Here is a 25794-nt window from a genome sequence, read left to right as displayed (position 1 = left end):
GCAGAACGTGCTCACCTACTTCGACCTCACCGGCGGCAACGCGGCCGCGCTCAAGGAGGTCCAACGGGCGATCACGCGGCTCGACAAGGAGGGCCTGATCGAGCTGGAGTCCGAGGGCCGCTACCGGATCACCCCGCTGGTCGAGATCGTGCTGAGCGCCGAGAAGCTCGGCGAGCTCAAGGCTTGGCTCCAGGAGCAGCAGGTCCGCGGCGGAGCGGTGACGGCGCGCGGCGACGGGGCTGGGTTCGACGCGGCTGAGTCTGACGCGGCTGACGAGCCAGATGATTCAGAGCAGACGGTTGAGCCCGACGAGGCCGGCGAGGAGTCCGCGCGATGAGCATGATCGACACCCTCTTCGGCCTGGTCCCGACCGGGTCGCGCGGCCAGCAGTGGGTCGCGCGGGAGCTGCAGCTGGTCAACTGGGGCGGCTACGACGGACGCCACCGGGTGCGCTTCTCCCCGAACTCGACGCTGCTCACCGGCGGCTCGGGGTCGGGCAAGTCGACGCTGATGGATGCGTACATCGCTCTGATCATGCCCCACACGACGCCCTTCAACGGTGCCTCCAACGGCGGGGTCGTGGGCCGGCCGCGCGGGCACGACCAGCGCAACATCCTCTCCTACGCCCGCGGGAAGATCGACGAGGCGAAGACGGCAGCGGGCACGAAGATCCGGGTGCTGCGCGGCGACGGCCGTGACACCTGGTCGGCGATCGCGATGACCTGGGAGGACCAGACCGGCGCCCGCTATACCGCGCTGCGGGCGTGGTACGTCCCGGCCGCGGCCCGCAACCTCGACGACGTGACGAAGGTCCGCGCCGTGGCCGACGGCTCCTTCGACCTGCGTGACCTGGAGCCCGCCGCTGCGCACCGGTTCACCAAGACCTCGGTCGCGGAGACCGGCCTGACGCCCGTCGACACCGACCGTGACTTCACCGCGCGGCTCCACTCGGCCCTCGGGATCGGGGCGGCGGGCGACGGCGAGAAGGCGGTCAACCTGCTCGGCCGGATCCAGGCCGGTCAGCAGATCACCACCGTCGACGACCTCTACAAGAAGATGGTCCTCGAGGAGCCCGAGACGCTCGCGACCGCCGACGGCGTCGTGGCTCACTTCGACGAGCTCTCCGCGACGCGTGAACGGATGATCACCGCCGAGCAGCAGGTCCGGGCGCTGTCCCCGATCCGGGAGCACCGAGCTGCGATCGAGACCGCCGTCGAACGGCTGCGGGTCATCGAGAGCATCGGCCGGTTCGAGGACGCCGCGACACCCGCGGGCCTGTGGAAGGCCGACCAGCGGGTCGACCTGCTCAGCACGGTCGAGGGCGACCTGAGCTCCCAGAAGAGCAGGGCGGAGCAGGTCGTCGACGAGCACGACGCGCTCGTCAAGGCGGCGGACGCCGAGTGGGAGGGTCTCGAGCAGGTGCTCCGCTCCTCCGGCGGCGACCGCCTCGAGACCGCCGAGCGCGAGATCAAGACGACCGAGGCGAGACTGGGACAGGTCGGCGCCGCGCGGGAACGGCTCGACGCCGAGCTCGACGTCCTGGAGACCGAGGTCGCCGGCGAGGCCGAGTTCAAGGCGCTCGTGGCGCGTGCCGACGCTGTCCTGGCGGACCGGGACGCCCGCAACACGGCGTTGAACGCCTACGCGGACGCCCGCTCGACCCGCGACGCGGCCGCGAAGCGGGTGGCCGCCCTCGAGCAGGAGGTCCACGACGCCGGGCGCGCCAAGAACAACATCCCCGAGCACCTCCGGGCCGCCCGCGAGGCGCTGGCGGAGGCGGCCGGCCTGGAGTCGGAGGAGATGCCGTTCGTCGGCGAGCTCGTCGAGGTACGCACCGAGCACGAGGCCTGGCGCGAGGCGTTCAACCTGGCGCTGGGCGGCTTCTCGACCACGATGCTCATCGACGCCGCCCACGTCGGCTCCTTCCGGGCGGCGATCGACTCCGTACGCCTCCCGACCCGCATCCGCTTCGAGGCCGTGCCCACGGGCCGGACGGACCCGAGCGACCCCGACGACCGCACCCTGCCGGGGCGGCTGGAGTATCGGCGCAGCGTCTTCACCGGCTGGCTCAAGGACCGGCTGGCCTCCCAGCACGGCTACGTCTGCGTGCAGACCTCGGCACTGCTCTCGCAGCACGACCGGGCCCTGACGATCACCGGCCAGGTCTCACAGCGATCTCGCGGCGCGCACGGCGGTCATGGCGTACGCAACGTCTTGGGGTTCAGCAACACCAGGCTGATCGCAGACCTGGAGGATCAGCTGGCCAGGGCGCGCGGCGAGGCCGAGACGGCGGCCCAGGCGCTGGCAGCAGCCGAGCAGGCGGTCGATGAGTTCAACGCCCGCCAGGGGGCGTACAAGGTGGTCACGGGTTTCACCTGGGACCAGGTCGACGTCGCCTCCATCGAGGCGGAGCGCGACCGCTGGGCGGCCGTGATCGAGGAGGTCACCGGCGACAACCCCGAGATCGCCGATCTCAAGAAGCGGGTGGCCCGGGCGCGGAAGAAGGCCGACTCGCTGCGTGAGCAGCTGGGCAGTGCGAAGGCCGGGCACGCCGCCGTCTACGAGCGTTGGACCGAGATCGTGGAGCAGGTCGACCAGGCCAAGGACGCCTTGGAGGCTGCCTCCGGCGGCGAGGTCGACCCGGACCAGCGGGCCTACCTCGACGAGCTCTTCAAGCTCGCCGGCGGTGGCTCGGCGGCCGGGCGCGAGGATGCCCTGGCCGAGCTCGACGCGGTCTTCGTCCGCGCTGCCGAGCGCTTGGAGACCGAACGTCTTCAGGCGCAGGAGACGATCGGTCAGGCACGCGGTCTGCTGCAGGGCATCTTCGAGGCGTTCCTGGAGCGGTGGGGGCCCAACCCCAACCTCGACACCGACCCGGAGATGTCCTACGCCGACTACGACCGGCTGCTCACCGAGCTCGAGACCAACGGCCTGCACGAGCTCAAGGTCGAGTGGCGTGACTCGCTGCTCAACCTGTCGGGCAACGACCTGACCAACCTCGACAGCACGCTCTCGCGGGCGGTGCGCGAGATCCGCGACCGGATCGACCCGATCAACCAGATCCTCGCGGGGCTGCCGTTCAACGACGACGAGCACCGCCTGCGCATCGACACCCAGGAGAGCCAGTCGGCGGTGCGGGGCCGCTTCCGCAAGGAGCTGCGCGCCGTACGCGACCTGATCGAGAAGGCGGCGAGCGAGCCGTCGACCAGCGAGGCGGCCCGCGAGCAGGCGTACGCCCGGATGGCCCGCCTCATCGACCGGATGCGGCGCACGGGCCCGGACTTCGCCGACCTCGTCGACGTACGCAACCACGTCCGGGTCAGCGCCGAGAAGGTCTCCGCGCTCACCGGCGAGCATGTCGCCCTCTACGACCACATCGGCGAGAAGTCCGGCGGCGAGTCACAGGAGCTGGTCGCCTTCATCGTCGGCGCCGCGCTGCGCTACCAGCTCGGTGACGCCGGGGCCGAGCGACCGCGCTACGCCCCCGTGTTCCTGGACGAGGCGCTGATCAAGGCCGACGCCCGCTTCACCGGCCGCGCGATCGGCGCCTGGCGTGGGCTGGGCTTCCAGCTCATCATCGGTGCGCCGAACGACAAGCACAGCGCCATCGAGCCGCACGTCGAGGTGCAGTACACGGTGCTCAAGGACGCCGAGGGCTACTCGTTCCCGAAGCTGGAGGTCGGGCTCGAGGAGGTCGCGGCGCCGTGAGCGGTCAGCTGTTGAGCCCAGGTGAAGCCGGCGTCAAGGTCGCTGGTTGGATCACCAGGAACTGGGCCAACGCGGTCTGCGCGGAGGTGGTTGGCGAGACTTGCCAGCTCAGCCTCTCGCTGCGACGGAACCTGGACAGCGGCGAGGCTGTCCGTCGCCATGGGATCGAGGAATGGGGCCCGTGGCGTCTCGAGTGGCGCCGTCTCGAGCTGGCCACTGAACCTGGCGAGGGTGCGTGGGTGGAGAGCCGGCCCATCACGGTGGCCGGGCAGAAGGTCGACGCGGCGAGGTTTCTCCACGTACCTGACCTGGCGTCGGCCGAGGCAGCATGCGCAGCTCTCGGCGGCGAGCGGTCGATGGTTGATCTCGGGCGAGCTCGCGACATCGCTCGGCGACTTCACTCGGCCGGAGTGACGCTGACGGCTGGCAACCTCAAGAAGGTCACCGCGTTCTCCGAGACGGATCTGGAGGCACTCCTTCGAGTGCTGGGGTGGCTCGCCGATCATCCCGACGTGAGCCGGTGGAGTGCCCGCCAGCTCCCGATCCCAGGGGTGCACACCAAGTGGCTCGACAAGCAGAGGACCCTCGTACGCTCCCTTACGGGACGCGACCTCGACAGTGAGCTTCGCGAGCGGCCCACCGCGGTTCATCTGACGTACGTCGATCCTGTTCACCTCGCTCGCGGACGCCGACGTCATGACGCCTGGACGAAGGGCGACGAGCACGACATCGCCTACCCGCCCGAGACAGTGCTGGTCGTCGAGAACCGCGACTGTCGAGTCTTCTTCCCAGAGATGGAGGGCACGGTGATCGTCGAGGGCAGCGGCTCTGCAGCGACCGCGCTGGTCGCCGAGATCCCGTGGGTGCGCGATGCCGAGCGGGTCGTCTACTGGGGCGACATGGATGCCGACGGCTATGCGATCCTCGACCGCTTCCGTGCGGCTCTGCCCAAGGTCAGGTCGATCCTCATGGACTACGTGAGCATGAATCGCTATGAGGACCAGGGCGTGAGCGAGGACAAGGACGGCAACCCGATCCGGCCCTGCCCGACCCGGCTGAGCGGACTGGAGGACGCGGAACGCGACGCGTACGACCGGATTGCGACCTCCGGGCATGCTGACTTCCGCCGGATCGAGCAGGAGAAGCTGCCCATCGAGGATGCGGTGGCCGCCCTGTCCTAGGGCTGCATGGACAGGAACAGGAACGACGCGAGCAGGACCAGGTGGACGAACCCCTGCAGGGCGTACGCGCGGCCCTGGACGACGGTGAGCCCGGTGACGAAGACGGTGATGACCAGCAGCACGATCTGGGTCGGTTCGAGGCCGAGCTCGAGGGGGCCGGTGAGCCAGATCATCGCGACCGCGATGGTGGGGATGGTGAGACCGATGGAGGCCATCGCGGACCCGTAGGCGAGGTTGAGGCTGGTCTGGACCCGGTCGCGGCCGGCGTTGCGGACCGCGGCGATCGACTCGGGGGCCAGGACCAGGAGGGCGATCACCACGCCGACGACGGCGTACGGGAACCCGAGGTTCTTGACGGTGCTCTCGATGGTGGGGGATAGCACCTTGGCCAGACCGACGACGGAGACGAGCGAGACCAGCAGCAGCCCGAGGCTCAGGCCGGCCTCGCCCGCGGTGGGCGGATCGGCGTGGCCGTCCTCGTCGGCGTCGACGATCCCGGTCATCCGGCCGTGCTCGTCACTGGTGACCGGGAGGAAGAAGTCGCGGTGGCGGATGGTCTGGGTGAAGAGGAAGGCGACGTAGAGCGCCAGGGAGGCGATCGCGGCGAAAGCCAGCTGGGATGGGGAGTACTGCGGACCCTGTGCCGACGTGGTGAACCTCGGCACCACCAGGGTGAGGCCGGCCAACGCGATCACGGTGGCGACGGCCGAGCCCGTCCCGGCCGCGTTGAAGCTGACCAGCCGGTGCTTGAGCGCCCCGACCAGGAGGGAGAGGCCGACGATGCCGTTGAGGGTGACCATCACCGCGGCGAAGACGGTGTCGCGCGCATAGGTGCTGGTGTTGTCGCCCCCGCTGATCATCAGCATCACGATCAGGCCCACCTCGATCACGGTGACGGCGACCGCGAGGATGAGCGAGCCGAACGGCTCGCCCACCTTGTGCGCGACGACCTCGGCGTGGTGGACCGCGCTCAGGACCGCGCCGATCAGCACGACCGCGACGATTGCGAGTATCGACCAGTGGTCGTGGCGCAACCAGGAGAGGACGAGCACCACCACCGCGAGGAGCGGCACCGCCACGGACCACTGCAGGCGGCCCCGGACCGCTGGCGCACTCATGGCCCGACCCTATCTGCCGGGAGTCCTGGCGCTTCGCTCCGGACGCCCGTCGGAGCGTTAGGGTGCGCCAGGTGAGCTCCTACACCCCTCCCGCCGCGTTCAAGACCCGTCCCGATCTGCTGGGTAGGTTCTCGATGGTGGGCTCGACGCACTGGCTGGCCAGCGGTGCCGCCCAGGCGGTGCTCGAGCGTGGGGGCAACGCCTTCGACGCGGCGGTGGCCGGCGGGTTCGTCCTGCACGTCGTCGAGCCTCACCTCAACGGGCCGGGCGGCGACCTGGTCGGCATCTTCGCGCCAGCCGGCGGCGAGGCGACGGTGCTGATGGGGCAGGGGCCCGCGCCGGCCGGGGCGAGCGTCGAGCACATGCGCGCCGAGGGCCTCGAGCTCGTTCCGGGCGCGGGTGCGCTGGCCGCGGCCGTTCCGGGCGCTGTCGAGGCGTGGCTGATGCTGCTCCGCGACCACGGCACCTGGGAGGTCGCCGAGGTGCTGGCCTACGCCATCGACTATGCCCGTGAGGGCCACCCCATCCTGGGCCGCGCGGTCTCGACGATCGCCGCCGTCGCCGACCTGTTCCGCGACCACTGGCCCACCTCGGCCGCCCACTGGCTCGTCGACGGCGAGCTGCCCGAGCCGGACTCGATGGTCCGCAACGAGGCGTACGCAGCGGTGCTGGACCGTCTCGTGGCCGCGGGCGAGGGCGCCGCGACGAGGGAGGAGCGGATCGATGCCGCTCGGGCCGCCTGGGGGAGCGGGTTCGTCGCCGAGGAGATCGAGCGTTTCGTACGCACGCCGCACCGGCACGCGTCCGGAACCGACCATTCCGGGGTGATCACGGTGGCCGACATGGCGGGGTTCTCCGCTGCGTACGAGACGCCTGTCACCACGGAGTTCCGCGGGCACACGATCGCGAAGGCGGGACCCTGGACGCAGGGGCCGGTTCTGCTGCAGGCCCTCGACCTGCTCGAGCCGCTCGACGACGCGCTGCTCGACCCGTGCACTCCGGCGGGCGCGCACACGATCCTGGAGGCGATCAAGCTCGCGTTCGCCGACCGCGACGCCCACTACGGCGACGACGCCGACCCCGCCGCGATCAAGTCGCTCCTCTCCAAGGAGTACGCAGCCGTCCGCCGTGACCTGATCACCGATGTCGCCTCCCACGAGGTGCGGCCCGGGTTGGGCGCCACGGCGTTCCCGCCGCTGAGAGAGACCTACGACCCGGCCGCCACCGCGTCCGGCGTGGGCGAGCCGACCGTCTCCCGCGAGGGGGAGACCCGCGGCGACACCTGCCACATCGACGTCGCCGACCGCTGGGGCAACATGGTCGCAGTGACGCCCTCGGGCGGGTGGCTGCAGTCCTCGCCGATGATCCCCGAGCTCGGCTTCTGCCTGGGCACCCGCCTGCAGATGACCTGGTTGGAGCCAGGGCTGCCCTCTACCCTGCGACCCGGGAAGCGGCCGCGCACCACCCTCACGCCCACGCTCGTGCTGCGCGACGGACACGCGGTGACGGCCGTCGGGTCACCCGGCGGTGACCAGCAGGACCAGTGGCAGCTGCTCTACCTGCTCCGTACGATCGTCGGGGGTTACTCGCCGCAACAGGCGATCGACGCCCCCGCGCTGAACTCCACCTCGTTCCCGGGATCGTTCTGGCCCCGCACCTGGACGCCGGGCGGAGCGGTGCTCGAGGACCGCATCGGCGCCGAGGTCGTCGACGACCTGCGCCGTCGTGGTCACGCCGTCGAGCTGAGCGGTGACTGGTCCCTCGGCCGGCTCTCCGCGGTCACCCGGGACCCGTCGACCGGGACCCTCTCGGCCGCCGCCAACGCCCGGGGAGCGCAGGGTTACGCCGTCGGCCGCTGACGGCACCCCAGCGACTGTCCCCACCTCACCGCTGAGCGGGAAGAGATCGCGTTTCGTAGACGTAGGGAAACGTCCGCACATAGTCTGCTGACAAGCCAAACCGGTTGTAAGCCATCTCTGGGGGACAGAGCTGCATGACCGATCCGTTCTTCGCCGTGCTCCGGGAACGACGTCCGGACATCGATATCGTCATCCTCCCGCCGGACCGGGCGGCGCCGGTCGATCCGGCCACGCCGGCGGACCTGGCCCGTTCGGCCGAGGTCGTGGACGCCACCGTCGCCGCGATCACCGCACGACTGCCCGATCCCCAGGTCGACGGTCCGACCTGGGAGGCCTTCGGCCCAGGCCTCGTACGCCGCCGGGCGGCCCTCTCCACCCGGACCGCCGAGGGCGGAACGATCCTGCGGACGCTGGAGCGGGCCTTCGCTGAGGCGCGCTGGAGCTCCCGGCTGCAGATCAAGGCCTTCCACCGCTGGACCGCGGGGCGTGGTGACGTCGACGTCGTCGCCACCTGGTCCGAGCGTCACGACGGCCTCACAGTGACGGTCACCGGACACGAGCTCCGAACCGACGGGCCGGAAGAGTCATGACGCTCCACGTCGAGATCGGGAAGGTGAATGCCGCCGCCACCGGCTGGGACACCGAGCATCTCAATCTCGACACGGCAGCCAAGGACCTGGCCGGCGCGTCCCCGTCGGGGTTCACCGAGCCCGTTCGCGGCCCGGTCGAGCAGTTCCTCAAGACCTGGGAGCGCTTCGCGCGCGAAGCCGGCCAGGACGCCGAGAAGCAGGCCGACGGCCTGCGGAAGGCCGCCAAGGAGATCCTCGAGGAGGACGCCAAGACCGACATCAACGCGCAGCTCTACATGTCGATGATCGAGGAGACCCGATGACGGTCACGATCACGCTGCCGCCCGCACCGAGCCAGGTCCCAGACTTCAAGGCCGACGGCGAGACGGTGCTCGCGACCGGGAAGAGGCTGCAGACCGACTCCTCCGTCTTCGACGACCACGGCTCCTTCGCCGGCGGCAAGGCCAAGGACTGCGGGCTTCTCGACGGCAGGGCCGCCGAGGCGTACACGGGCTCGATCGCGCCGATCGCGAAGCATGCCGACGCTCTCTCGCTGGCGCTGCGCAGCGTCGCCAAGCACGTCATCGCGCACGGCGAGGACCTCACCGAGCTCGAGACCCGGCACCGGCGGCTGGTCGAGGATCACGACGAGCTGGTTCGCGAGGTCGACGCGCTGACCGCGCGCACCCGGCCGATGCCGACCGACCAGGCCCAGCTAGACCAGCTCTCCGACGACTGCCACCGCTGCACCGATCACGTGTTGGGCTACGAGTCCGACGTGGAGCGCTGGGCCGAGGACCTCCGGGCCAGCGAGCAGGACCTGCTCGGCGCGCTCCGCGGCGCGATGACCGAGAGCCAGGTCGACAGGGCCTGGTCCGGCAAGGCCGACCCCGCCGACGCCGCTCGCGCCTCGATGCCCGACGGCAGCGACCCGAAGGCGGTCAAGGCCTGGTGGGACGACCTCTCGCCCGATGAGCGCCAGGCGATGATCGCCGCCTATCCCGAGGTGGTCGGCAACACCGACGGCGTCCCCGCGGGCGTACGCAGCGAGGCCAACACGATCTCGCTGGACCGCGACCTCGCCCAGCTCGCCGCCATCCCCGAGGACCAGCGCACCGACGACGAGCAGACCCGCTACGAGAACGCCCAGGCCGCCGACCGCGCCCGGGACCAGATCAACCAGTCCAAGGATCCGCTCACCGGTGAGAGCTACGCGGCCCAGATCTACATGTACGACCCGATGGCCTTCGACGGCGACGGCGCGGTCGCGATGGCGGTCGGCGACCTCGACACCGCCGACAACGTCGCGGTGACCGTCCCCGGCCTGACCACCGACATGGGCTCGGCTCGAGGCAACGCGGAGAGCGCCGTCAACCTGCAGCAGGCCGCCGCCTTCGAGGGCGGCACGAGCAACGCCACCATGTTCTGGATCGGCTATGACGCGCCCGACAACCACATCTTCGGAGAAGAGGGCACCGACATCGTCGGTGTCGTGAGCGAGGACATGGCCACTGCGGGCGGCGAGCGGTACGCCGACACCCTCGACGGCCTCAACGCGATGCGATCCGACGACTTCCATCTGACCGCGGTCGGGCACAGCTACGGATCGACGACGGTCTCGCACGCGATGACCGACCATCATCCGGCCGCAGACGACGTCGTCCTCCTCGGGAGCCCCGGAGTCGGCGGAGGCACGACCAGCGACGACGAGCTCGGGGTGGGGGACGGGCACGTCTGGGTGGGCAAGAACAGCAACGACCCCGTCGCCAGGCTCGGGGACGAGGGCTGGGTCGACATGTGGCTCGCCGGCGGGGGCGGCCTGGGACGCAACCCCGCCGAGGACGACTTCGGCGCGAACCGCTTCGAGGCCGAGAGCACGACGCGCGGGGAGACCGGGTTCATCGGCGACCACAACAAGTACTACGACCACGACACCGAGTCCCTGGCTAACATTGCCCGCATCGTCAACGGCCAGTACGACGACGTCGACCGCGCCGACCCGGTGCACGATCCCTTCCTCGGCGGAGTCGAGGATCCCGAGGAAGACCGCACACCCACTGCTCCCGACACGGACGGCCGCCCATGAACCCTCGACCCCTGGCCGCGGCCGCCGCGGCCGGCGTACTTCTGCTGACCGGAGGATGTGGTGAGGACGTGAACAAGGACGCGATTCCCGAGCTCGAGCAGCAGCGCGAGGACGTGCTCGCCTGGGCCGGCACACTGTCTAAGACCGCCGAGGACGTGCTCGACACCGCGCCGGAGAACGCCATCGAGACGTACGACGGGGCCGCCCGCACCGGCGCCAGCGACGAGTTCACCTCGTTCCACTACGTGCTCCAGGCCGACTTCAGCACCGCCACGGCTGATCCGCTGAGCGTGCTGTCCGGCGAGCTGTCCGAGTTCGACCCCAAGATCAGCGGGCAGACCCTGACGCTCGCCAAGGGCGACCTCACCGCGAGCTTCCGCGCCTACCCGCAGGCCCGGGGCAAGGTCGGGCTCGAGGCGGCTGGTCCCGCGGTCGAGATCGAGGAGAGCCGGATGAGCGAGTGGGACGGCTGGGTCATCGGCGAGCCGGTCGATCTCGGCTAGCTCAGGCCCGGTCTGAGCGCGCTCCACGCTGAGCCGATCCACGAAATGTAAGAGCCCCGCTGGCGTCTCGGGTCACCAGCGGGGCAAGAACAATGTTGCCGCATCACCCAACGGGTTGTCACCCCTTTGCGCAGATTTCTGCAGAATTTTGCATTGCAGGTTCTCGCCGCGGGGGAGAGCGGCTTGCGCAGCGCGATCAGATGCGCGTCCCCACGTCGGTGGCGACGATGTTCTCCAGCGCCCGTTCGGCGACGGCGGCGATGGTCATCGAGGGGTTGCAGGCTCCGGTGGTGCCGGGGATGAGCGCGCCGTCGAGGACGTAGAGACCCTCCTGTCCCTGAACCCGGCCGTCGAGGTCGCACACGGTGCCCATGTTGGCGCCGCCCAGCGGATGCCAGGTGCTGTTGACGATGGCGTTGGTGTCGATCAGGGCACCGATCCCGCCGCTGATCTTCGAGACCCGCTCGTGGATGGCGCGATAGCTGGCACCGTCCCCGCCGAACGGGAAGCGCAGGCTCACCGAGTCGGTCAGCGAGCTGTAGCGGAAGCTGCCGCGGTCGGCGCTGACCCCGAAGCCGACCAGCATGGTGGCGCCGAGATCGAGGCCGAGGGGGAGTGGCGGCAGCGATGCCTGGATGACCGTGTTGGCGGTGGTGGGGTCGGCCCAGTCCTGGCTCTGGTAGACGACGGGGCCGCCCTGCGTACCGGTCAGGTTCTCGTCGAAGGGGCGCCACATGTAGATCCGGTCGCCGTTCGTGCCCCACCCCTGGCCGAGCTGCTCGGGGAGATCGGGGATGGCGCCGGTGCCGGCGGCGCGGACCAGGAGCTTGCTGGTGTTGAGCGATCCGGCCGCCATCACCAGCGCACGCGTGGTCAGGATCTTCTGCTCGACCACGTCGCCGGCGTCGTTCGTACGGTCGACGTGGACCTCCCAGCGGCCGTCGCTCGCTCGGGCCACAGAGGTCACGTTGTGACGGGTGGCGACGTGCACCAGGCCGGTGGCCTCGGCCTGCTCGATGTAGGTGACGTCGACGGAGTGCTTGCCGCCGTTGTTGACGCCGAGGGCACAGTCGCCGTTGGTGTAGGACGGCGCCATCTCGCCGCGCAGCTCGGCGAGCGCGTAGGACCAGTCGATCGGCATCGGGATCTTGCGCAGGTCATAGCCCGCGGCCTCGACGCGCTCGCCGAACGTACGCGAGACCCGGTAGCTGTCCGAGGCGATGAGCTCGTCGGGTGCGGTCGCGGCGCCCAGCATCGCGGCGACCCTCGGGTAGTGGACCCGGTCCATGTGCTCGTAGTCGAGCCCGCTCGGCATCCAGGTCTCGAAGACCTCCGCAGAGGGCTGCAGCGTCATGCCCTGGTAGACCAGCGAGCCGCCGCCGACGCCGGCGGCGCACATGGCCAGCATGTTCTGGCCGAGGATGGGCTCGAGCAGGCCGACGTACGGACCGAAGTCCAGCGGGGTGCCGATCAGCTTCTGCAGCGGCTTGAGCGCCTCCGGCGCGGTGGTGTGGAACAGGGCCCGCTGGTCGAGCGTCCGCACGGTCGGGAATGTCTGTGCGTCCGGACCCGTCGGCCAGCGGCGTCCCCGCTCGAGCACCGTGACCGGGACGCCCGCCTCGGCCAGTCGCAGCGCGGCGACTCCGCCGCCGAACCCGGAGCCGATGACGACCGCGCGGTGCTCCTCACGGACGAGACGTACGCGGTGGGGCGAGGTGGCCGAGGCCGGGGCGGCGACCGCTCCGGTGGCCGCTAGCCCGGCGGCGCCGGCCGCGCCGGCGAGGAACGTACGCCTCGATGTCGCTGCCGGGGAGAGATCGGGCGTGGACGTGGTCAAGGAGACTCCCTCGGCTCGAGATGTTCGGCTGCTGCCGAGCAAGAGTCGAGGAGCTCGGCGGAGTGCGTCAAGGACCACAGCCATATCGTGGACGGTCCGTCTCGGTAATGGCTGTGGCCCCTGGCGGGCGAACGGGTGGGGCTGGCCTCGAAACGCTCCAGCGGTGCGGCGTAGCGACGCAAGCGGCGCTGTAGCGGCAATGTAGGCTGTCCGCACCTCCCAACAGCTAAGGACGACCTGAACCCCGATGGACGGACCGCAACCCGGCCAATATCCATGCTCGCTGTGTGACTCGAGGCCGCTGCGATGACGGAGGTCCTGTTCATCGCCCTGGCGCTGCTGCTCGTCGCCGCCTGTGGCCTCTTCGTCGCCGCCGAGTTCGCGCTCGTCACCGTCGACCACGCGAACGTCGAGATGGCCGCCGGACAGGGAGACCGGCGAGCACAGGGCGTGCTGAGAGCGATGAAGGAGCTCTCCAGCAACCTCTCCGGTGCCCAGGTCGGCATCACCGTGACCAACCTCGGCATCGGCTGGATGTCCGAGCCGGCGATCGCCGAGCTGATCGACGCGCCCCTGCTGTCCGCCGGGCTGCCGGAAGGGGCGGTGACACCGGTCGCGGTGACCGTCGCGCTGATCCTGTCCACGATCGTGACGATGCTCTTCGGCGAGCTCGTCCCCAAGAACATCGCGCTGGCGCTGCCGCTGGAGACCGCGCGCTTCACCCAGGGGCCGATGCGGGCCTTCACCCGGGTCATGCGTGGCCCGATCAAGGTGCTCAACGGCACCGCCAACGCCGTCGTACGTCGCCTGGGGATGGAGCCGCAGGAGGAGCTGCGCTCGGCACGCAGCTCGGCCGAGCTCTCCTCGCTGATCCAGCGCAGCGCGCACGAGGGCACCCTCGACGCCGACACCGCCGAGCTGATGGAGCGCTCGGTCGAGTTCGGCACCCGCTCCGCCGGGGAGATCATGACCCCGCGCGTACGCGTCCACAGCCTCGACCAGAACGACCGCGCCGAGGCGCTGATCGAGCTCACCCGCCGCACCGGCAACTCGAGGTTCCCGGTGCTCGACGACCGGGAGGCCGTGGTCGGCACCGTGCACGTCAAGGCGGCGGTCGCGCTGCCGGTTCACGAGCGGACCACCGCGAAGGTCAAGCACCTGATGGTGCCGCCGGTCGTCGTGCCCGACTCGCTGCGCCTGGACCCGCTGATGGCGCTGCTGCGTTCGGAGGGGTTCCAGCTGGCCGTGGTGCTCGACGAGTACGGCGACCAGGCCGGCATCGTCACCCTCGAGGACGTCATCGAGGAGATCGTCGGCGACATCGCCGACGAGCACGACCCGCTCAGTGCCCGCGCCAGGCTGCGCCGCGACGGCAGCTGGTCGCTGTCCGGGCTGCTGCGCCCCGACGAGGTCGAGGACATCACCGGTGTCGCCCTGCCCGAAGGGGAGGACTACGACACCGTCGCCGGGCTGCTGCTGAGCCTGCTGGGCCGCATCCCGGAGCGTGGCGCGGGCGCCGAGCTGACCGTGCCGGGCAACCCGCCCCCGGATTCTGACGACGCCGACGTCTACGCGCGGTACGTGAAGCTGACGGTGGAGGTCATGGACGGGCGCAGGATCGACCGGATCGCGATGCAGGTGATCGGCTGATGTCGACAACGATGGGACTGGTGCTCGGACTGGTGCTGCTGCTCGGCAACGGGTTCTTCGTCGGCTCCGAGTTCGCCCTGGTCTCGGCCCGGCGCAGCCAGATCGAGCCCGCCGCCCAGGCAGGCTCGCAGATGGCCAGGATCACCCTGCGGGCGATGGAGAACATCAGCCTGATGATGGCCGGTGCCCAGCTCGGCATCACGGTCTGCTCGGTGCTGCTGCTGGCCATCACCGAGCCCGCGCTCGCACATCTGCTCGAGCCCGGCTTCGACCTGGTCGGCCTGCCCGAGGCGTTCCACCACCCGGTCGCGTTCGTGATCGCGATGCTCGTGGTCACCTACCTGCATGTGGTGGTCGGCGAGATGGTGCCGAAGAACATCGCCCTCGCCGGGCCCGACAAGGCCGCGCTGGTGCTCGGCCCGGCGATCTACGCCGTCGTCTACGTCCTGCGCCCGTTGATCGTCGCCTTCAACCACGCCGCGAACCTCTGCGTGCGAGCGCTCGGCATCGAGCCGAAGGACGAGGTGAGCTCCGCGTTCACCCGTGCCGAGGTGGCCGCGATGGTCGAGGAGTCGCGCGGCGAGGGGCTTCTCGAAGAGGGCGAGTACGGCCGCCTGGCCGGCGCGCTCGGCTTCACCGAGAAGACGGTCGCCAAGGTCACCATCCCCATCGACAGCTGGACGATCGTGCCTCGCGGCGCCTCGGGGGCCGACATCGAGGCGGTGTGCGCCTCGACCGGTTACAGCCGCTTCCCGGTCGCCGGCGAGGGCGGCGAGGTGGTCGGCTACCTGCACATCAAGGACGTGCTCGAGCCCGATGACGTACGCCGCCGGCAGCCCGTGCAGAACAAGTGGATCCGGCCGTTCGCGACCGTCACCCCCGACGACGCGCTCCACGAGACGCTCGAGACGCTGCAGCGTCGGGGCGCGCATCTGGCCAGGGTCGTCCACGAGGACGGCAGCACCATCGGGCTGGCGACGCTGGAGGATGTCATCGAGGAGCTGGTCGGCGAGATCCGCGACGCCGCCCACGCCGACGACTCTCAGACTACCGAGTGACAGGTTTACCTGGTCCCGTCCATTAGGGTTTGGTCCGTGCCGCGTCTGGTGACCGACGCGGTGTCCTGAGTCTGTCGAAGAGAGAGCCCGCAGATGCCCAACCGTCGATCCGGCGATCCCCGCCTGCAACCGGGCCGGGGATCGCGGTACCGACCGCAGGGCTCGAGCGATCGGCCGGTTCCTTCGACAAGCTCAGGTCATCGGATCGGCAAGCTGCTGAGCATCCTGCGGCTCCTGTACGCGCCGGTGATGCTGTGGGCCGTCATGATCGCCGAGGACGACACGATCGCGCTGGCCGCGTTCGGCCTCGCGATCCTCACCGACCTGCTCGACAGCTGGCTGACCCGCAAGCACCCGCGCGGGCGAGGCTCGGGAGAGCTGCTCGACGTCGCGGCCAACACCGTCTTCATCCTGGCGGCGACGCTCGCGCTGTGGCAGATCGAGGTGATCCCGTGGCCGATCGCTCTGCTGGTGCCGCTACGACTCATCGGCCTGCTCGCGCTGGTGCCGCCGCTGCGCGGCCGCGGGGTGCGTACGCTGCCCGTTCATCTGCTCGGGAAGGTGGCCGCCTTCTGCCTGCTGGTCTCCTTCCCGCTGCTCTACCTCACCCATGACATCCCGGGCATGATCGACCTCGGCCAGCAGCCGAGCCTGCCGACCCAGCTGGCGCAGGCGTTCGGCTGGGCGTTCGCGCTGTGGGGGATCGTGCTGCTGTGGTGGAGTCTGGTGCTCTATGCCCAGGAGGTGCGCCGCCTGATGGCAACGACGCCACCGCTGGATAAGAAGGGCGGCCCGACCCGTGCCTGACCGGCTCCCTGCCTCCGACGACCTTCGGGCGTACGTCACCAAACCGCTCCTGGACCGCATCACCGACCAGTCGATCGACTCCGACTACAAGGCGGCCGCGCAGCGGCGCGATGCCCAGAGGCTGTCGGATAGCCTGAGCCTGTCGGAGGGCCAGGGCCTGTCGGAGGGTCAGAGCCCGTCGGGGGGAACGGTCTCCGATGAGCAGCCCGCCCGCCGGCGACGACCGGGGATCCGCGCGATGGTGGTCGTCGGGCTCTTCGCGCTGCTGGCCACGACCGCCGCGGTGCAGACCTCGCGCAACGAGGACGTCCGCCAGACCAGCAGACAGGTGCTGGTCGACCGCATCGAGCAGCGCCAGGGCCGGATCGCCGACCTGCACCGTGAGATCTCCGAGCTCCGCGACGACAACCAGAGCCGGGAGGCGGCGTTGACCGCGCTGGGCCAGCGGGCCGAGGCGTCCTCCTCGAGCGCCACCGCGACCGCCGAGCGGACCGGGTTCGCTCCTGTCACGGGCTCGGGGATCCGGATCACGATCGACAACGCCTCCGACGGCAGCGAGGGCGGCACCGTCCGCGACTACGACCTCGCCGTGATCGTGAACGGACTCTGGGAGGCCGGAGCGAGTGCGGTCTCCGTCGACGGCCAGCGGGTCACGCCACGCAGCGGCGTGATCACCTCCGGGGCCGCGCTCCGGATGAATGACGTCTCGCTCTCGCCGCCATACGAGGTGTCGGCCATCGGTGACACGCGTACGCTGTCCGCACGCTTCGCCGAGACGGTCTCCGGCGCGATGATCCACACCACGACGCAGGACTACGGGATGCCCTACAACGTCGAGAACATCGACCGACTCACGCTGCCCGCGGCACCGTCTGACCTGCTGGATCTGACCTACCTCGGAGCGAAGTCGAAGGACTCCAAGGGCTCCGAGAAGTCCACTGACAAATCCGACGAAGACAAGCAAGAGAACACCGAAGGGGACCGCGAAGAATGATCGCCGTCATCGGCCTAGTGATCGGCATCGTGCTGGGGCTGTTCTTCCAGCCCGAGGTGCCTGTTGGTCTGGCGCCATATCTGCCGATCGCCGTCGTCGCCGCGCTGGACGCCGTCTTCGGCGCGCTGCGCGCGTTCATGGACGGTATCTTCGACGACAAGGTCTTCGTCGTCTCGTTCATCAGCAACGTCTTCATCGCAGCCGGGATCGTCTACCTCGGTGACCGTCTCGGCGTCGGCGGACAGCTCTCCACGGGCGTCATCGTCGTCCTCGGCATCCGCATCTTCACCAACGTCGCAGCCATCCGGAGGCACATCTTCCATGCGTGAGCGGAAGAAGAAGATCCGCGAGGTCGGCGAGGAGACCGTCGACGAGCAGACGGACGCCGCGCCCGAGGCCGAGGCTGAAGGTACGCCGCCGGCTGATGTGACCGCGAACGACGAAGCCGCGGGTGGCGACTCGGCTGACTCTGACTCGGCTGACTCTGACTCGGCCGACTCTGAGTCCGAGGAGAGCGCGCCGGACGACTCCGAGACCGGCAGGGACGACCAGGCGCCCGACCAGGCCACCGATGAAGGTGAGGAGATCCTCGAGGACGACGCCGAGGGCGACGAGCCGACGGACGACGCTGCCGATGAGGCACCTGAGGTCGCCGAAGAGCCGATCGATGACCCGGAGGACAACACCGAGGAGTCGGCGGGACCCGGCGACGTCGACGAGCCCGACGACCTGACCGACCAGCCCGAGGACGAGGCGCCTGCCGACCCGGCGGATGTGCCCGAGGACCGGGCAGAGGACGGCGACGTCGTCGAGCCGGCAGAGGAGCCGTCCGGGGCCGATGAGTCCGCCGAGCCGGGAGACGTGCCCGAGGACCGAGCAGAGGACGACGACGTCGTCGAGCCGGCAGAGGAGCCGTCCGGGGCCGATGAGTCCGCCGAGCCGGGAGACGAGCCCGACCAGAGCGATGACACGGCAGCGGCCGTCGCGCTTGCGGAGCCCGAGTCGACCGAGACCGAGTCGATGGAACCCGAGGGCTCCGAGGATGCCGACGATCCGGCTGAGCCCGAAGGACCGGCCGAGGTCGAGGAGGCCGAAGCCACGGGCGACAAGGATGACGCTGACGACGCGGGAGGCAGGGACAAGCCGGACAAGCCGGACGAGCCACTGGAGCCGGAGGACGAGCCGGCACCGCTGGTCGGCCGGGCCCGGCTCTTCGACGCGCTCGCTCACTTCCGGCGCGGCCAGGCGGCCGTGGCGGTGCTGCTGTGCGTACTCGGCTATGCCGCCGTCGTGCAGGTCCAGACGAACACCGATGACTCGACCTACGCCGGCCTGCGCGAGCAGGAGCTGATCGACATCCTCTCGGGCCTCGCCGGGACCACGCAGAAGGCCCAGGAGCAGATCGAGGACCTCGAGGCGACCCGCGACGAGCTCGAGGACCAGACGCTCCAGCAGCAGACCGCGCTCCAACGTGCCGAGGAGCAGGTAGACACGCTCAAGGTCATCGCCGGAACAGTGCCGGTCAGCGGCCCGGGCATCACGATCGAGATCGATCCCGGCGCCGACCCGCTGCGGCTCACGGCACTGCTCGACCTGATCGAGGAGCTGCGTACGAGCGGTGCCGAGGCGATGGAGATCGAGGGCGCCGATGGTGAGGCCGTACGCCTGGTCGCCTCCTCCTCGATCGAGGTGAGCCAGCCGACTCCTGGCCTCAACGTGGGCAGCGAGCTGATCGGCCCGCCGTACCGTCTCCAGGTGATCGGCCCGCCCGACACGCTGGCCGGTGCGATCGACTTCTACCAGGGCCCGCAGGACCAGCTCGAGGAGCAGGGCGCGGACGTCAAGGTGGAGTCCGAGGAGAAGATCGACATCGAGTCGATTCACACCGTGTCCCGCTGAGCGCACCGTCGGTGCGGCGCAGTAGGGTTTCGTCAACCGGCTCGCGGGGGATCTCCTGGAGCCAGAACAGCACGCCGAATAGGAGATGCACGTGTACCCCGAGGACCTGAAGTACACCAGCGAGCACGAGTGGCTGCGCAGCCCTGGCGAGACCGCGGGCTCCGTGCGGGTCGGGATCACCAACTACGCCCAGGAGGCCCTGGGCGACATCGTCTACGTGTCCCTGCCCGCGGTCGGCGACACCATCAAGGCCGGCGAGAGCTGCGGCGAGCTGGAGTCGACCAAGTCGGTCAGCGACATCTACGCGCCGATCTCCGGTGAGGTCGTCGCCGTCAACGGATCGCTCGACGCCACCCCCGAGCTGGTCAACGACGACCCCTACGGCGGGGGATGGCTCTTCGAGGTCACTCCGGCCGCCGCCGCAGACCTGGACGGCCTCCTCGACGCCGCGGCGTACGAGGCCTCGCTCGACGCGTAGGCGTTGGCTCAACCACCACCGAACACCTGGGCGGACCTGATAGGTTTCGGATACCATCCCTCAACGCTCACTTGAGGGTGTATGCCTGGCCCTCGATGAACCTGGAGCTTGAAATGTCCGTGTGCCCCGCCTGCGGCAGCCAGAACCCCGACGAAGCGCGGTTCTGCTCGCAGTGTGGCGTAAGCCTGACCGGGACCGAGCAGACCTCGACGATCCAGCTCGGGGCCGACGCCGACACCTCTGACCGGGTGCTCAGCCCCGTCGAGGCGGCGACCGTGGAGGCGCTGCCTCGAGGCAACGGGATGCTCGTCGTGCAGCGTGGTCCCGGCGCCGGCAGCCGGTTCCTCCTCGACCAGGACACCGTGGTCGCCGGCCGCCACCCGGACAGCGACATCTTCCTCGACGACGTCACCGTCTCGCGTCGGCATGCCGAGTTCGCGCGCACCGGCGACACCTTCGAGGTCTCCGACGGTGGCAGCCTCAACGGCACGTACGTCAACCGCGACCGCATCGAGACGGCCGTCCTGAAGGACGGCGACGAGGTTCAGGTCGGCAAGTTCCGTCTCGTCTTCTACGCCGGGCACGAAAGCGACTAGAGATGGCCGCCGCCGCGATGCCCGACCCTCTCCGGCCGGCCAGCGACTCGGGGGAGCGGCTCAACATCGGCCAGGTTCTGGACCAGCTGCGTCCCGACTTTCCGACGGTCACCATCCCGAAGATCCGGTTCCTCGAGGACAAGGGACTGATCAAACCGGAGCGTACCCCGGCGGGCTACCGCAAGTTCTCCCTGCGCGATGTGGAGCGACTGAGGTATGTCCTGCGGATGCAGCGTGACCACTATCTGCCGCTGAAGGTCATCGGTGAGCACCTCGACGCGATCGACCGCGGCCTCGAGCCGCCGGCGATCGAGGCGACCGTGCCCACCGTCCCGACGGTCGCCCTGACGCCCGACGGCGCTCCGGGCGCGGATTCGTTCCGGCGTACGGACAACATGCGGATCTCACGGCGTGAGCTGCTCAAGGTTGCTGACGTCGAGGAGGATCTGCTGAGCGAGCTGGAGCGGATGGCGCTGGTCGTGCCGCTGCGCAGCGGTCACTACGACACCGACGCTCTCGCGATCGCGCGTACGGCGAAGGAGCTGGCCGAGTTCGGCATCGAGCCCCGTCACCTGCGCGGCATGAAGGCCGCCGCCGACCGCGAGGTCGGTCTCATCGAGCAGATCGTGGCGCCGCTGCGCCGACCTGGGAACGCCGGTGCGCAGGGCAGGGCCGAGGAGATCGGCAGCGAGATCGCCTCCCTGGCGGTGCGCCTGCACGCCACGTTGGTCAAGTCTGGGCTGCGCGACCGCTGAGTCCTCGATTCATCCCTGATCCGGGGTCCTACCGTGACCCGGACCCGAGTAGGGTGGATGACATGCGCGAGGTCGATGTGCTCGGAGTCCGGGTGGAGATGCCCTCCAACCAGCCGATCGTGCTGCTGCGCGAGGTGGCGGGGGAGCGATACCTGCCCATCTGGATCGGCGCGGTCGAGGCGACCGCCATCGCCTTCGCCCAGCAGGGCGTGGTTCCGCCCAGGCCGTTGACGCACGACCTCCTCAAGGACGTGCTCGAGGCGACCGGCAACGAGCTGAGCGAGGTCCAGATCACGACCGTCGAGGACCGTGTCTTCTTCGCGAACCTGGTCTTCGCCTCCGGCATCGAGGTGAGCGCACGGCCCTCCGACTCGATCGCGCTGGCGCTGCGTACGGGCACGAAGATCGTCGTCTCCGACGACGTGCTCGACGAGGCCGGTCTCTCGGTTCCCGCCGAGCAGGAGGACGAGATCGAGAAGTTCCGCGAGTTCCTCGACGAGATCACGCCCGAGGACTTCGAGTCCCACTGACCGGGAGAGTCTCAGGCTCGACTTGAGGGTTAGAGTTTCAGACGGGTTCGGACACGCCGGAGGGGGTTCTTTGACCAGGGCCCTTGCGGCGCTTACCTTGTAGTTGTCTCTGTTGTAACTCCAACGATGTGGTCCCCCCGCCGCAACCGTTCATTCCCCGAGCGGAGTTACGCACAACGGAGTAGACGATGGAGGACATCGTGTTCGACCACGAGCAGAAGCCCGGCCATGGCGCCGACGACGCGCAACGCGCGGCGGAGCAGGCTGACGAGCAGGGCCTTCTCTTCACCGACGATGTCTCGCCCCTGCCGAGCGACACCGGTTACCGCGGCCCGACGGCCTGCAACGCGGCCGGGATCAGCTACCGCCAGCTCGACTACTGGGCCCGCACCGGCCTCGTCGAGCCGAGCGTGCGTGGCGCCACCGGCTCCGGCACCCAGCGGCTCTACTCCTTCCGCGACATCCTGATCCTCAAGGTCATCAAGCGTCTCCTCGACGCCGGCATCTCGCTGCAGCAGATCCGCGCGGCCGTGCAGCACCTGCGCGAGCGCGGCACCGACGACCTGACCCGCGTCACCCTGATGAGCGACGGCGCCTCGGTCTACGAGTGCACCAGCAACGACGAGGTCATCGATCTGCTCCAGGGCGGGCAGGGCGTCTTCGGCATCGCCATCGGTGGCGTCTGGCGCGAGATCGAGGGCACCCTCTCCGCGCTGCCCAGCGAGCGTACGACCGAGGACGGCGAGCAGGTCGCGAGCATGTCCGACGAGCTGGCCGCCCGCCGCGCCGCACGCGACGCGGTGTGAGGCTGGCCCCATTGTGAGGTAGTCCTCAGGTGACACCCGACCCCGAGTCCACGCGGAGGCGTGACCTCGGGGTCGAGTCGTTTATGCTGGTGGTGCTGACCATCCCGCACGGGAGAGCTCCACTCGTTGGAGCGCCGAAGGGGCAATTCCTCCCCGGAAACTCTCAGGCACCCACGACTGTGCGGACCAGGCAACTCTGAAGCAGCGCGTGTGCGGGTGACAGAGGGGGAGGGCGTACGAGTTTGCCTTAGATGCCCTCAGGAGCCACTGTGTCCGACACGCCCACCCTGTCCGAGCTCGACGCCGCCTCCCCGTTCGTGGAGCGCCACGTCGGTATCTCGGCCGCCGACGAGGCGACCATGCTGGAACGACTCGGTTATGAGTCCGTCGCGGCCATGATGGACGCGGCGGTTCCTGCCGGGATCCGCTCCGTCGAGGCGCTGGCGCTTCCGGGCGCGCTCACCGAGTCTCAGGTCGCGTCGCTCGCTCGCGAGATCGCCGCCTCCAACAAGCCCGGCGAGGCGATGATCGGGCTCGGCTACCACGCCACCGTGACGCCGCCGGTGATCCGGCGCAACGTGCTCGAGGACCCGAGCTGGTACACCGCCTACACGCCTTACCAGCCCGAGATCTCCCAGGGCCGTCTCGAGGCGCTGATCAACTTCCAGACCATGGTCGGCGACCTGAGCGGCCTGCCGGTGGCCAACTCCTCCCTGCTCGACGAGGGCACCGCGGCCGCCGAGGCGCTCGCCCTGGTGCACCGGGCCAACCGGAAGGCTTCCCAGAAGAATGGCTCAGCGCCGTTCGTCATCGACGCCGACGCGCTGCCGCAGTCGATCGAGGTCGTGAAGGTCCGCGCCGAGGCGATGGGCCTCGAGGTCGTTGTCGCCGATCTCTCCGAGGGGCTGCCCGAGGGCGACCTCGTCGGCGTGCTGGTGCAGTACCCCGGCGCCTCCGGTCGCGTGCCCGACCTGAAGCCGGTCATCGACGCGGCCCACGAGCGAGGGGCGCTCGCCGTGGTCGCTGCCGACCTGCTCTCGCTGACGGTCCTGGAGGCACCCGGCACGCTCGGTGCCGACGTCGTCGTCGGCTCCACCCAGCGCTTCGGCATCCCGCTCTTCTACGGCGGCCCGCACGCCGGCTACATGGCGGTCCACGAGGGGATCGAGCGGCACCTGCCCGGTCGCCTGGTAGGTGTGTCTGTGGATGCCGAGGGACGACCGGCGTACCGCCTCGCTCTGCAGACCCGCGAGCAGCACATCCGCCGCGAGAAGGCGACCTCCAACATCTGCACCGCCCAGGTGCTGCTGGCCGTCGGTGCGTCGATGTACGCCGTCTACCACGGCCCCACCGGGCTGCGTACGATCGCGACCCGCACCCACCGCTACGCCGCTGTCCTGGCCGCCGCGCTCAGGTCGGCCGGGCTTCCGCTGGTCTCGGAGACCTTCTTCGACACGCTCGGGGTCACCGTGCCCGGACGTGCGGCCGATGTCGTCACCGCGGCGCGCCGGCTCGGCGTACATCTTCGTCTCGTCGACGCCGACACCGTGGGCATCTCGACCTCCGAGGCGACCACCCGCTCGACCCTGTCGGCTGTGCTGAGCGCGTTCGGGGTCTCGGGCGTGGACCTGGAGGACGTCGACCGCACCACGGCCAACGCGCTGCCCGACGGCCTGCTGCGGACCACCGACTACCTCACCCACGAGGTCTTCAACGAGCACCACAGCGAGACGCAGATGCTGCGCTACCTGCACAAGCTGGCCGCGCGCGACTACGCGCTCGACAAGGGGATGATCCCGCTCGGGTCGTGCACGATGAAGCTCAACGCGACCACCGAGATGGAGCCGATCTCGCTGCCCGGCTTCGCCGACCTGCACCCGTTCGTACCGGCCGAGGACGCTGCCGGCTATGCGCGACTGGTCGGGGAGCTGGAGGGTTGGCTCGCGGAGGTCACCGGCTACGACGAGGTCTCGATCCAGCCCAACGCGGGCTCGCAGGGTGAGTTCGCCGGCCTGATGGCGATCCGTGGCTACCTGGACGCGCAGGGCCAGGGGCACCGCAAGATCTGCCTGATGCCGTCCTCGGCGCACGGCACCAATGCCGCCTCGGCCGTGATGGCGGGGATGAAGGTCGAGGTCGTGAAGTCGGCCGAGGACGGCACCGTCGACCTCGACGACCTGCGCGCCAAGCTCGACGCCCACGGCGAGAACGTGGCCGCGATCATGGTCACCTACCCCTCGACCCACGGGGTCTACGAGGAGGGCATCACCGAGGTCTGCTCGTTGGTGCACGAGGCCGGGGGCCAGGTCTACATCGACGGCGCCAACTTCAACGCGCTCCTGGGCTACGCGAAGCCCGGCGAGTTCGGCGGCGATGTCTCCCACCTCAACCTGCACAAGACGTTCTGCATCCCGCACGGCGGCGGAGGCCCTGGGGTCGGTCCGGTCGCGGTCCGTTCCCACCTGGCGCCCTACCTGCCCTCGCACTCGCTGCACCCGGACGCCTCGAAGCGCTCGGGCATCGGTGCGATCTCGGCTGCTCCGTACGGCTCGGCCGGCATCCTGCCGATCTCGTGGGCGTACGTCCGGCTCATGGGCGCCGAGGGTCTGACCCGGGCGACGTCGGCAGCGGTGCTGTCAGCCAACTACGTGGCCGCTCGGCTGGGTGGGCACTTCCCGGTGCTCTACCGCGGCGAGACCGGCCTGGTCGCGCACGAGTGCATCCTCGACCTGCGCCCGATGACGAAGGAGACGGGCGTCAGCGTCGACGACGTAGCCAAGCGGCTCATCGACTACGGCTTCCACGCGCCGACCATGTCCTTCCCGGTCGCGGGCACGCTCATGGTCGAGCCCACCGAGTCCGAGGACCTCGCCGAGCTGGACCGGTTCATCGACGCGATGATCGCGATCAAGGGCGAGATCGACCGGGTCGCCTCGGGGGAGTGGACCGCGGAGACCTCGGTCCTGCGCGGCGCCCCCCACACCTCCCGCGCCCTCGTCGGCGAGTGGGACCGTCCCTACTCGCGCGAGGAGGCCGTCTTCCCCCAGGGCATCGACCCGGACAAGTACTGGCCCCCCGTCGCCCGCATCGACAACACCTACGGCGACCGCAACCTGATCTGCTCCTGCCCCCCGGTCGAATCCTTCGCCGAGTAACCCCCTCTCGCCGAGGCGTCACCTCTGCAGGCCGAGAGGTCACTTCTGCAGGTCGAAGCGTCACTTCTGCAGGCCGAGTTGGCATGGAATGCCACTCGGCCTGCACAGGTGACTTCTCGGCCTGCACAGGTGACTTCTCGGCCTGCACAGGTGACTTCTCGGCCTGCACAGGTGACTTCTCGGCCTGCACAGGTGACTTCTCGGC

At 69.8% G+C, this 25794-nt stretch carries 21 protein-coding genes, 1 pseudogene and 1 riboswitch; of the genes and pseudogenes, 20 read left to right on the top strand and 2 right to left on the bottom strand.

The annotated features are described in order from the left end of the window. From ACRDPS_RS01180 to ACRDPS_RS01170, 3 genes and pseudogenes are all read left to right on the top strand, one after another. Window positions 1-337 (top strand): annotated as a pseudogene (locus ACRDPS_RS01180) (hypothetical protein); the annotation flags it as partial. Further along, window positions 334-3708, top strand: coding sequence for an ATP-binding protein (locus ACRDPS_RS01175; protein WP_431499785.1), 3375 nt, complete (start codon window positions 334-336; stop codon window positions 3706-3708). The pseudogene ACRDPS_RS01180 and the gene ACRDPS_RS01175, both read left to right, overlap by 4 nt. Further along, window positions 3705-4889 carry a Wadjet anti-phage system protein JetD domain-containing protein gene (locus ACRDPS_RS01170; protein ID WP_431499784.1) on the top strand — a complete coding sequence of 395 codons (1185 nt, stop codon included), beginning with the start codon at window positions 3705-3707 and terminating at the stop codon, window positions 4887-4889. Before ACRDPS_RS01175 ends, ACRDPS_RS01170 begins: the two co-directional genes overlap by 4 nt. Here the strand turns inward: ACRDPS_RS01170 and ACRDPS_RS01165 are convergent. Next, window positions 4886-6007: a calcium:proton antiporter gene (locus ACRDPS_RS01165; RefSeq protein WP_431499783.1), complete on the bottom strand. Its 1122-nt coding sequence runs from the start codon at window positions 6005-6007 to the stop codon at window positions 4886-4888. The two genes, ACRDPS_RS01170 and ACRDPS_RS01165, sit on opposite strands and share 4 nt — an antisense overlap. Window positions 6008-6078: 71 nt before the next feature. Here ACRDPS_RS01165 and ACRDPS_RS01160 point away from each other — a divergent pair, with 71 nt between their 5' ends. From ACRDPS_RS01160 to ACRDPS_RS01140, 5 genes are all read left to right on the top strand, one after another. Then, window positions 6079-7866: a gamma-glutamyltransferase family protein gene (locus ACRDPS_RS01160; protein ID WP_431499782.1), complete on the top strand. Its 1788-nt coding sequence runs from the start codon at window positions 6079-6081 to the stop codon at window positions 7864-7866. Between the two features lie 134 nt (window positions 7867-8000). Next, window positions 8001-8456, top strand: a complete 456-nt coding sequence (locus ACRDPS_RS01155; protein WP_431499781.1) for a hypothetical protein — start codon at window positions 8001-8003, stop codon at window positions 8454-8456. Next, window positions 8453-8758, top strand: a complete 306-nt coding sequence (locus tag ACRDPS_RS01150) for a hypothetical protein (RefSeq protein ID WP_431499780.1) — start codon at window positions 8453-8455, stop codon at window positions 8756-8758. The genes ACRDPS_RS01155 and ACRDPS_RS01150 overlap by 4 nt, the downstream gene beginning before the upstream one ends. After that, window positions 8755-10521, top strand: a complete 1767-nt coding sequence (locus ACRDPS_RS01145; RefSeq protein WP_431499779.1) for an alpha/beta hydrolase — start codon at window positions 8755-8757, stop codon at window positions 10519-10521. Before ACRDPS_RS01150 ends, ACRDPS_RS01145 begins: the two co-directional genes overlap by 4 nt. Further along, window positions 10518-11024, top strand: a complete 507-nt coding sequence (locus tag ACRDPS_RS01140) for a hypothetical protein (protein ID WP_431499778.1) — start codon at window positions 10518-10520, stop codon at window positions 11022-11024. The genes ACRDPS_RS01145 and ACRDPS_RS01140 overlap by 4 nt, the downstream gene beginning before the upstream one ends. A 196-nt stretch (window positions 11025-11220) precedes the next feature. On the opposite strand, the gene ACRDPS_RS01135 is transcribed toward ACRDPS_RS01140, so the two are convergent. Beyond that, window positions 11221-12861 carry a GMC oxidoreductase gene (locus tag ACRDPS_RS01135; protein WP_431499777.1) on the bottom strand — a complete coding sequence of 547 codons (1641 nt, stop codon included), beginning with the start codon at window positions 12859-12861 and terminating at the stop codon, window positions 11221-11223. A 306-nt stretch (window positions 12862-13167) separates the two neighbouring features. On the opposite strand from ACRDPS_RS01135, the gene ACRDPS_RS01130 reads away from it, so the two are divergent. The 12 genes from ACRDPS_RS01130 to gcvP all read left to right on the top strand — a co-directional run bounded on the left by ACRDPS_RS01130 (window position 13168) and on the right by gcvP (window position 25589). Then, window positions 13168-14511 (top strand): hemolysin family protein, encoded by a 1344-nt coding sequence (locus ACRDPS_RS01130; protein WP_431499776.1) that lies wholly within the window; start codon window positions 13168-13170, stop codon window positions 14509-14511. Beyond that, window positions 14511-15569, top strand: coding sequence for a hemolysin family protein (locus tag ACRDPS_RS01125; RefSeq protein ID WP_431499775.1), 1059 nt, complete (start codon window positions 14511-14513; stop codon window positions 15567-15569). The genes ACRDPS_RS01130 and ACRDPS_RS01125 overlap by 1 nt, the downstream gene beginning before the upstream one ends. Before the next feature lie 93 nt (window positions 15570-15662). Continuing rightward, window positions 15663-16376, top strand: a complete 714-nt coding sequence (locus ACRDPS_RS01120; RefSeq protein WP_431499774.1) for a CDP-alcohol phosphatidyltransferase family protein — start codon at window positions 15663-15665, stop codon at window positions 16374-16376. Next, a complete protein-coding gene (locus ACRDPS_RS01115; protein WP_431499773.1) occupies window positions 16369-17370 on the top strand; it encodes a DUF881 domain-containing protein in 1002 nt (333 codons plus the stop codon). Before ACRDPS_RS01120 ends, ACRDPS_RS01115 begins: the two co-directional genes overlap by 8 nt. Next, on the top strand, window positions 17367-17699 hold the full coding sequence (locus ACRDPS_RS01110; protein WP_141780631.1) for a small basic family protein: 333 nt from the start codon (window positions 17367-17369) through the stop codon (window positions 17697-17699). The genes ACRDPS_RS01115 and ACRDPS_RS01110 overlap by 4 nt, the downstream gene beginning before the upstream one ends. Then, the gene (locus ACRDPS_RS01105) at window positions 17692-19269 is read left to right on the top strand and encodes a DUF881 domain-containing protein (protein ID WP_431499772.1); all 1578 of its coding nucleotides are present in this window, start codon (window positions 17692-17694) and stop codon (window positions 19267-19269) included. The genes ACRDPS_RS01110 and ACRDPS_RS01105 overlap by 8 nt, the downstream gene beginning before the upstream one ends. Before the next feature lie 91 nt (window positions 19270-19360). Further along, window positions 19361-19747: a glycine cleavage system protein GcvH gene (gene gcvH / locus ACRDPS_RS01100; RefSeq protein ID WP_431499771.1), complete on the top strand. Its 387-nt coding sequence runs from the start codon at window positions 19361-19363 to the stop codon at window positions 19745-19747. A gap of 113 nt (window positions 19748-19860) precedes the next feature. After that, entirely contained in the window at window positions 19861-20343 is a 483-nt protein-coding gene (locus ACRDPS_RS01095) for an FHA domain-containing protein (protein WP_431499770.1), read from the top strand. Between the two features lie 17 nt (window positions 20344-20360). After that, complete coding sequence (ftsR, locus tag ACRDPS_RS01090) at window positions 20361-21098, top strand: transcriptional regulator FtsR (protein WP_431499769.1); 738 nt, start codon at window positions 20361-20363, stop codon at window positions 21096-21098. A gap of 62 nt (window positions 21099-21160) precedes the next feature. After that, window positions 21161-21628 (top strand): bifunctional nuclease family protein, encoded by a 468-nt coding sequence (locus tag ACRDPS_RS01085; RefSeq protein ID WP_431499768.1) that lies wholly within the window; start codon window positions 21161-21163, stop codon window positions 21626-21628. A gap of 188 nt (window positions 21629-21816) precedes the next feature. Further along, complete coding sequence (locus tag ACRDPS_RS01080) at window positions 21817-22434, top strand: MerR family transcriptional regulator (protein ID WP_431499767.1); 618 nt, start codon at window positions 21817-21819, stop codon at window positions 22432-22434. A 99-nt stretch (window positions 22435-22533) separates the two neighbouring features. Beyond that, a riboswitch (glycine riboswitch) is annotated at window positions 22534-22624 on the top strand. A 61-nt stretch (window positions 22625-22685) separates the two neighbouring features. Then, window positions 22686-25589, top strand: coding sequence for an aminomethyl-transferring glycine dehydrogenase (gcvP, locus tag ACRDPS_RS01075; protein ID WP_431499766.1), 2904 nt, complete (start codon window positions 22686-22688; stop codon window positions 25587-25589). Window positions 25590-25794 lie beyond the last annotated feature (205 nt).

The sequence above is a fragment of the Nocardioides sp. genome (genome assembly GCF_050699375.1).
Classification (GTDB): domain Bacteria; phylum Actinomycetota; class Actinomycetes; order Propionibacteriales; family Nocardioidaceae; genus Nocardioides.
This window is presented reverse-complemented; position numbering and strand designations above follow the sequence as displayed.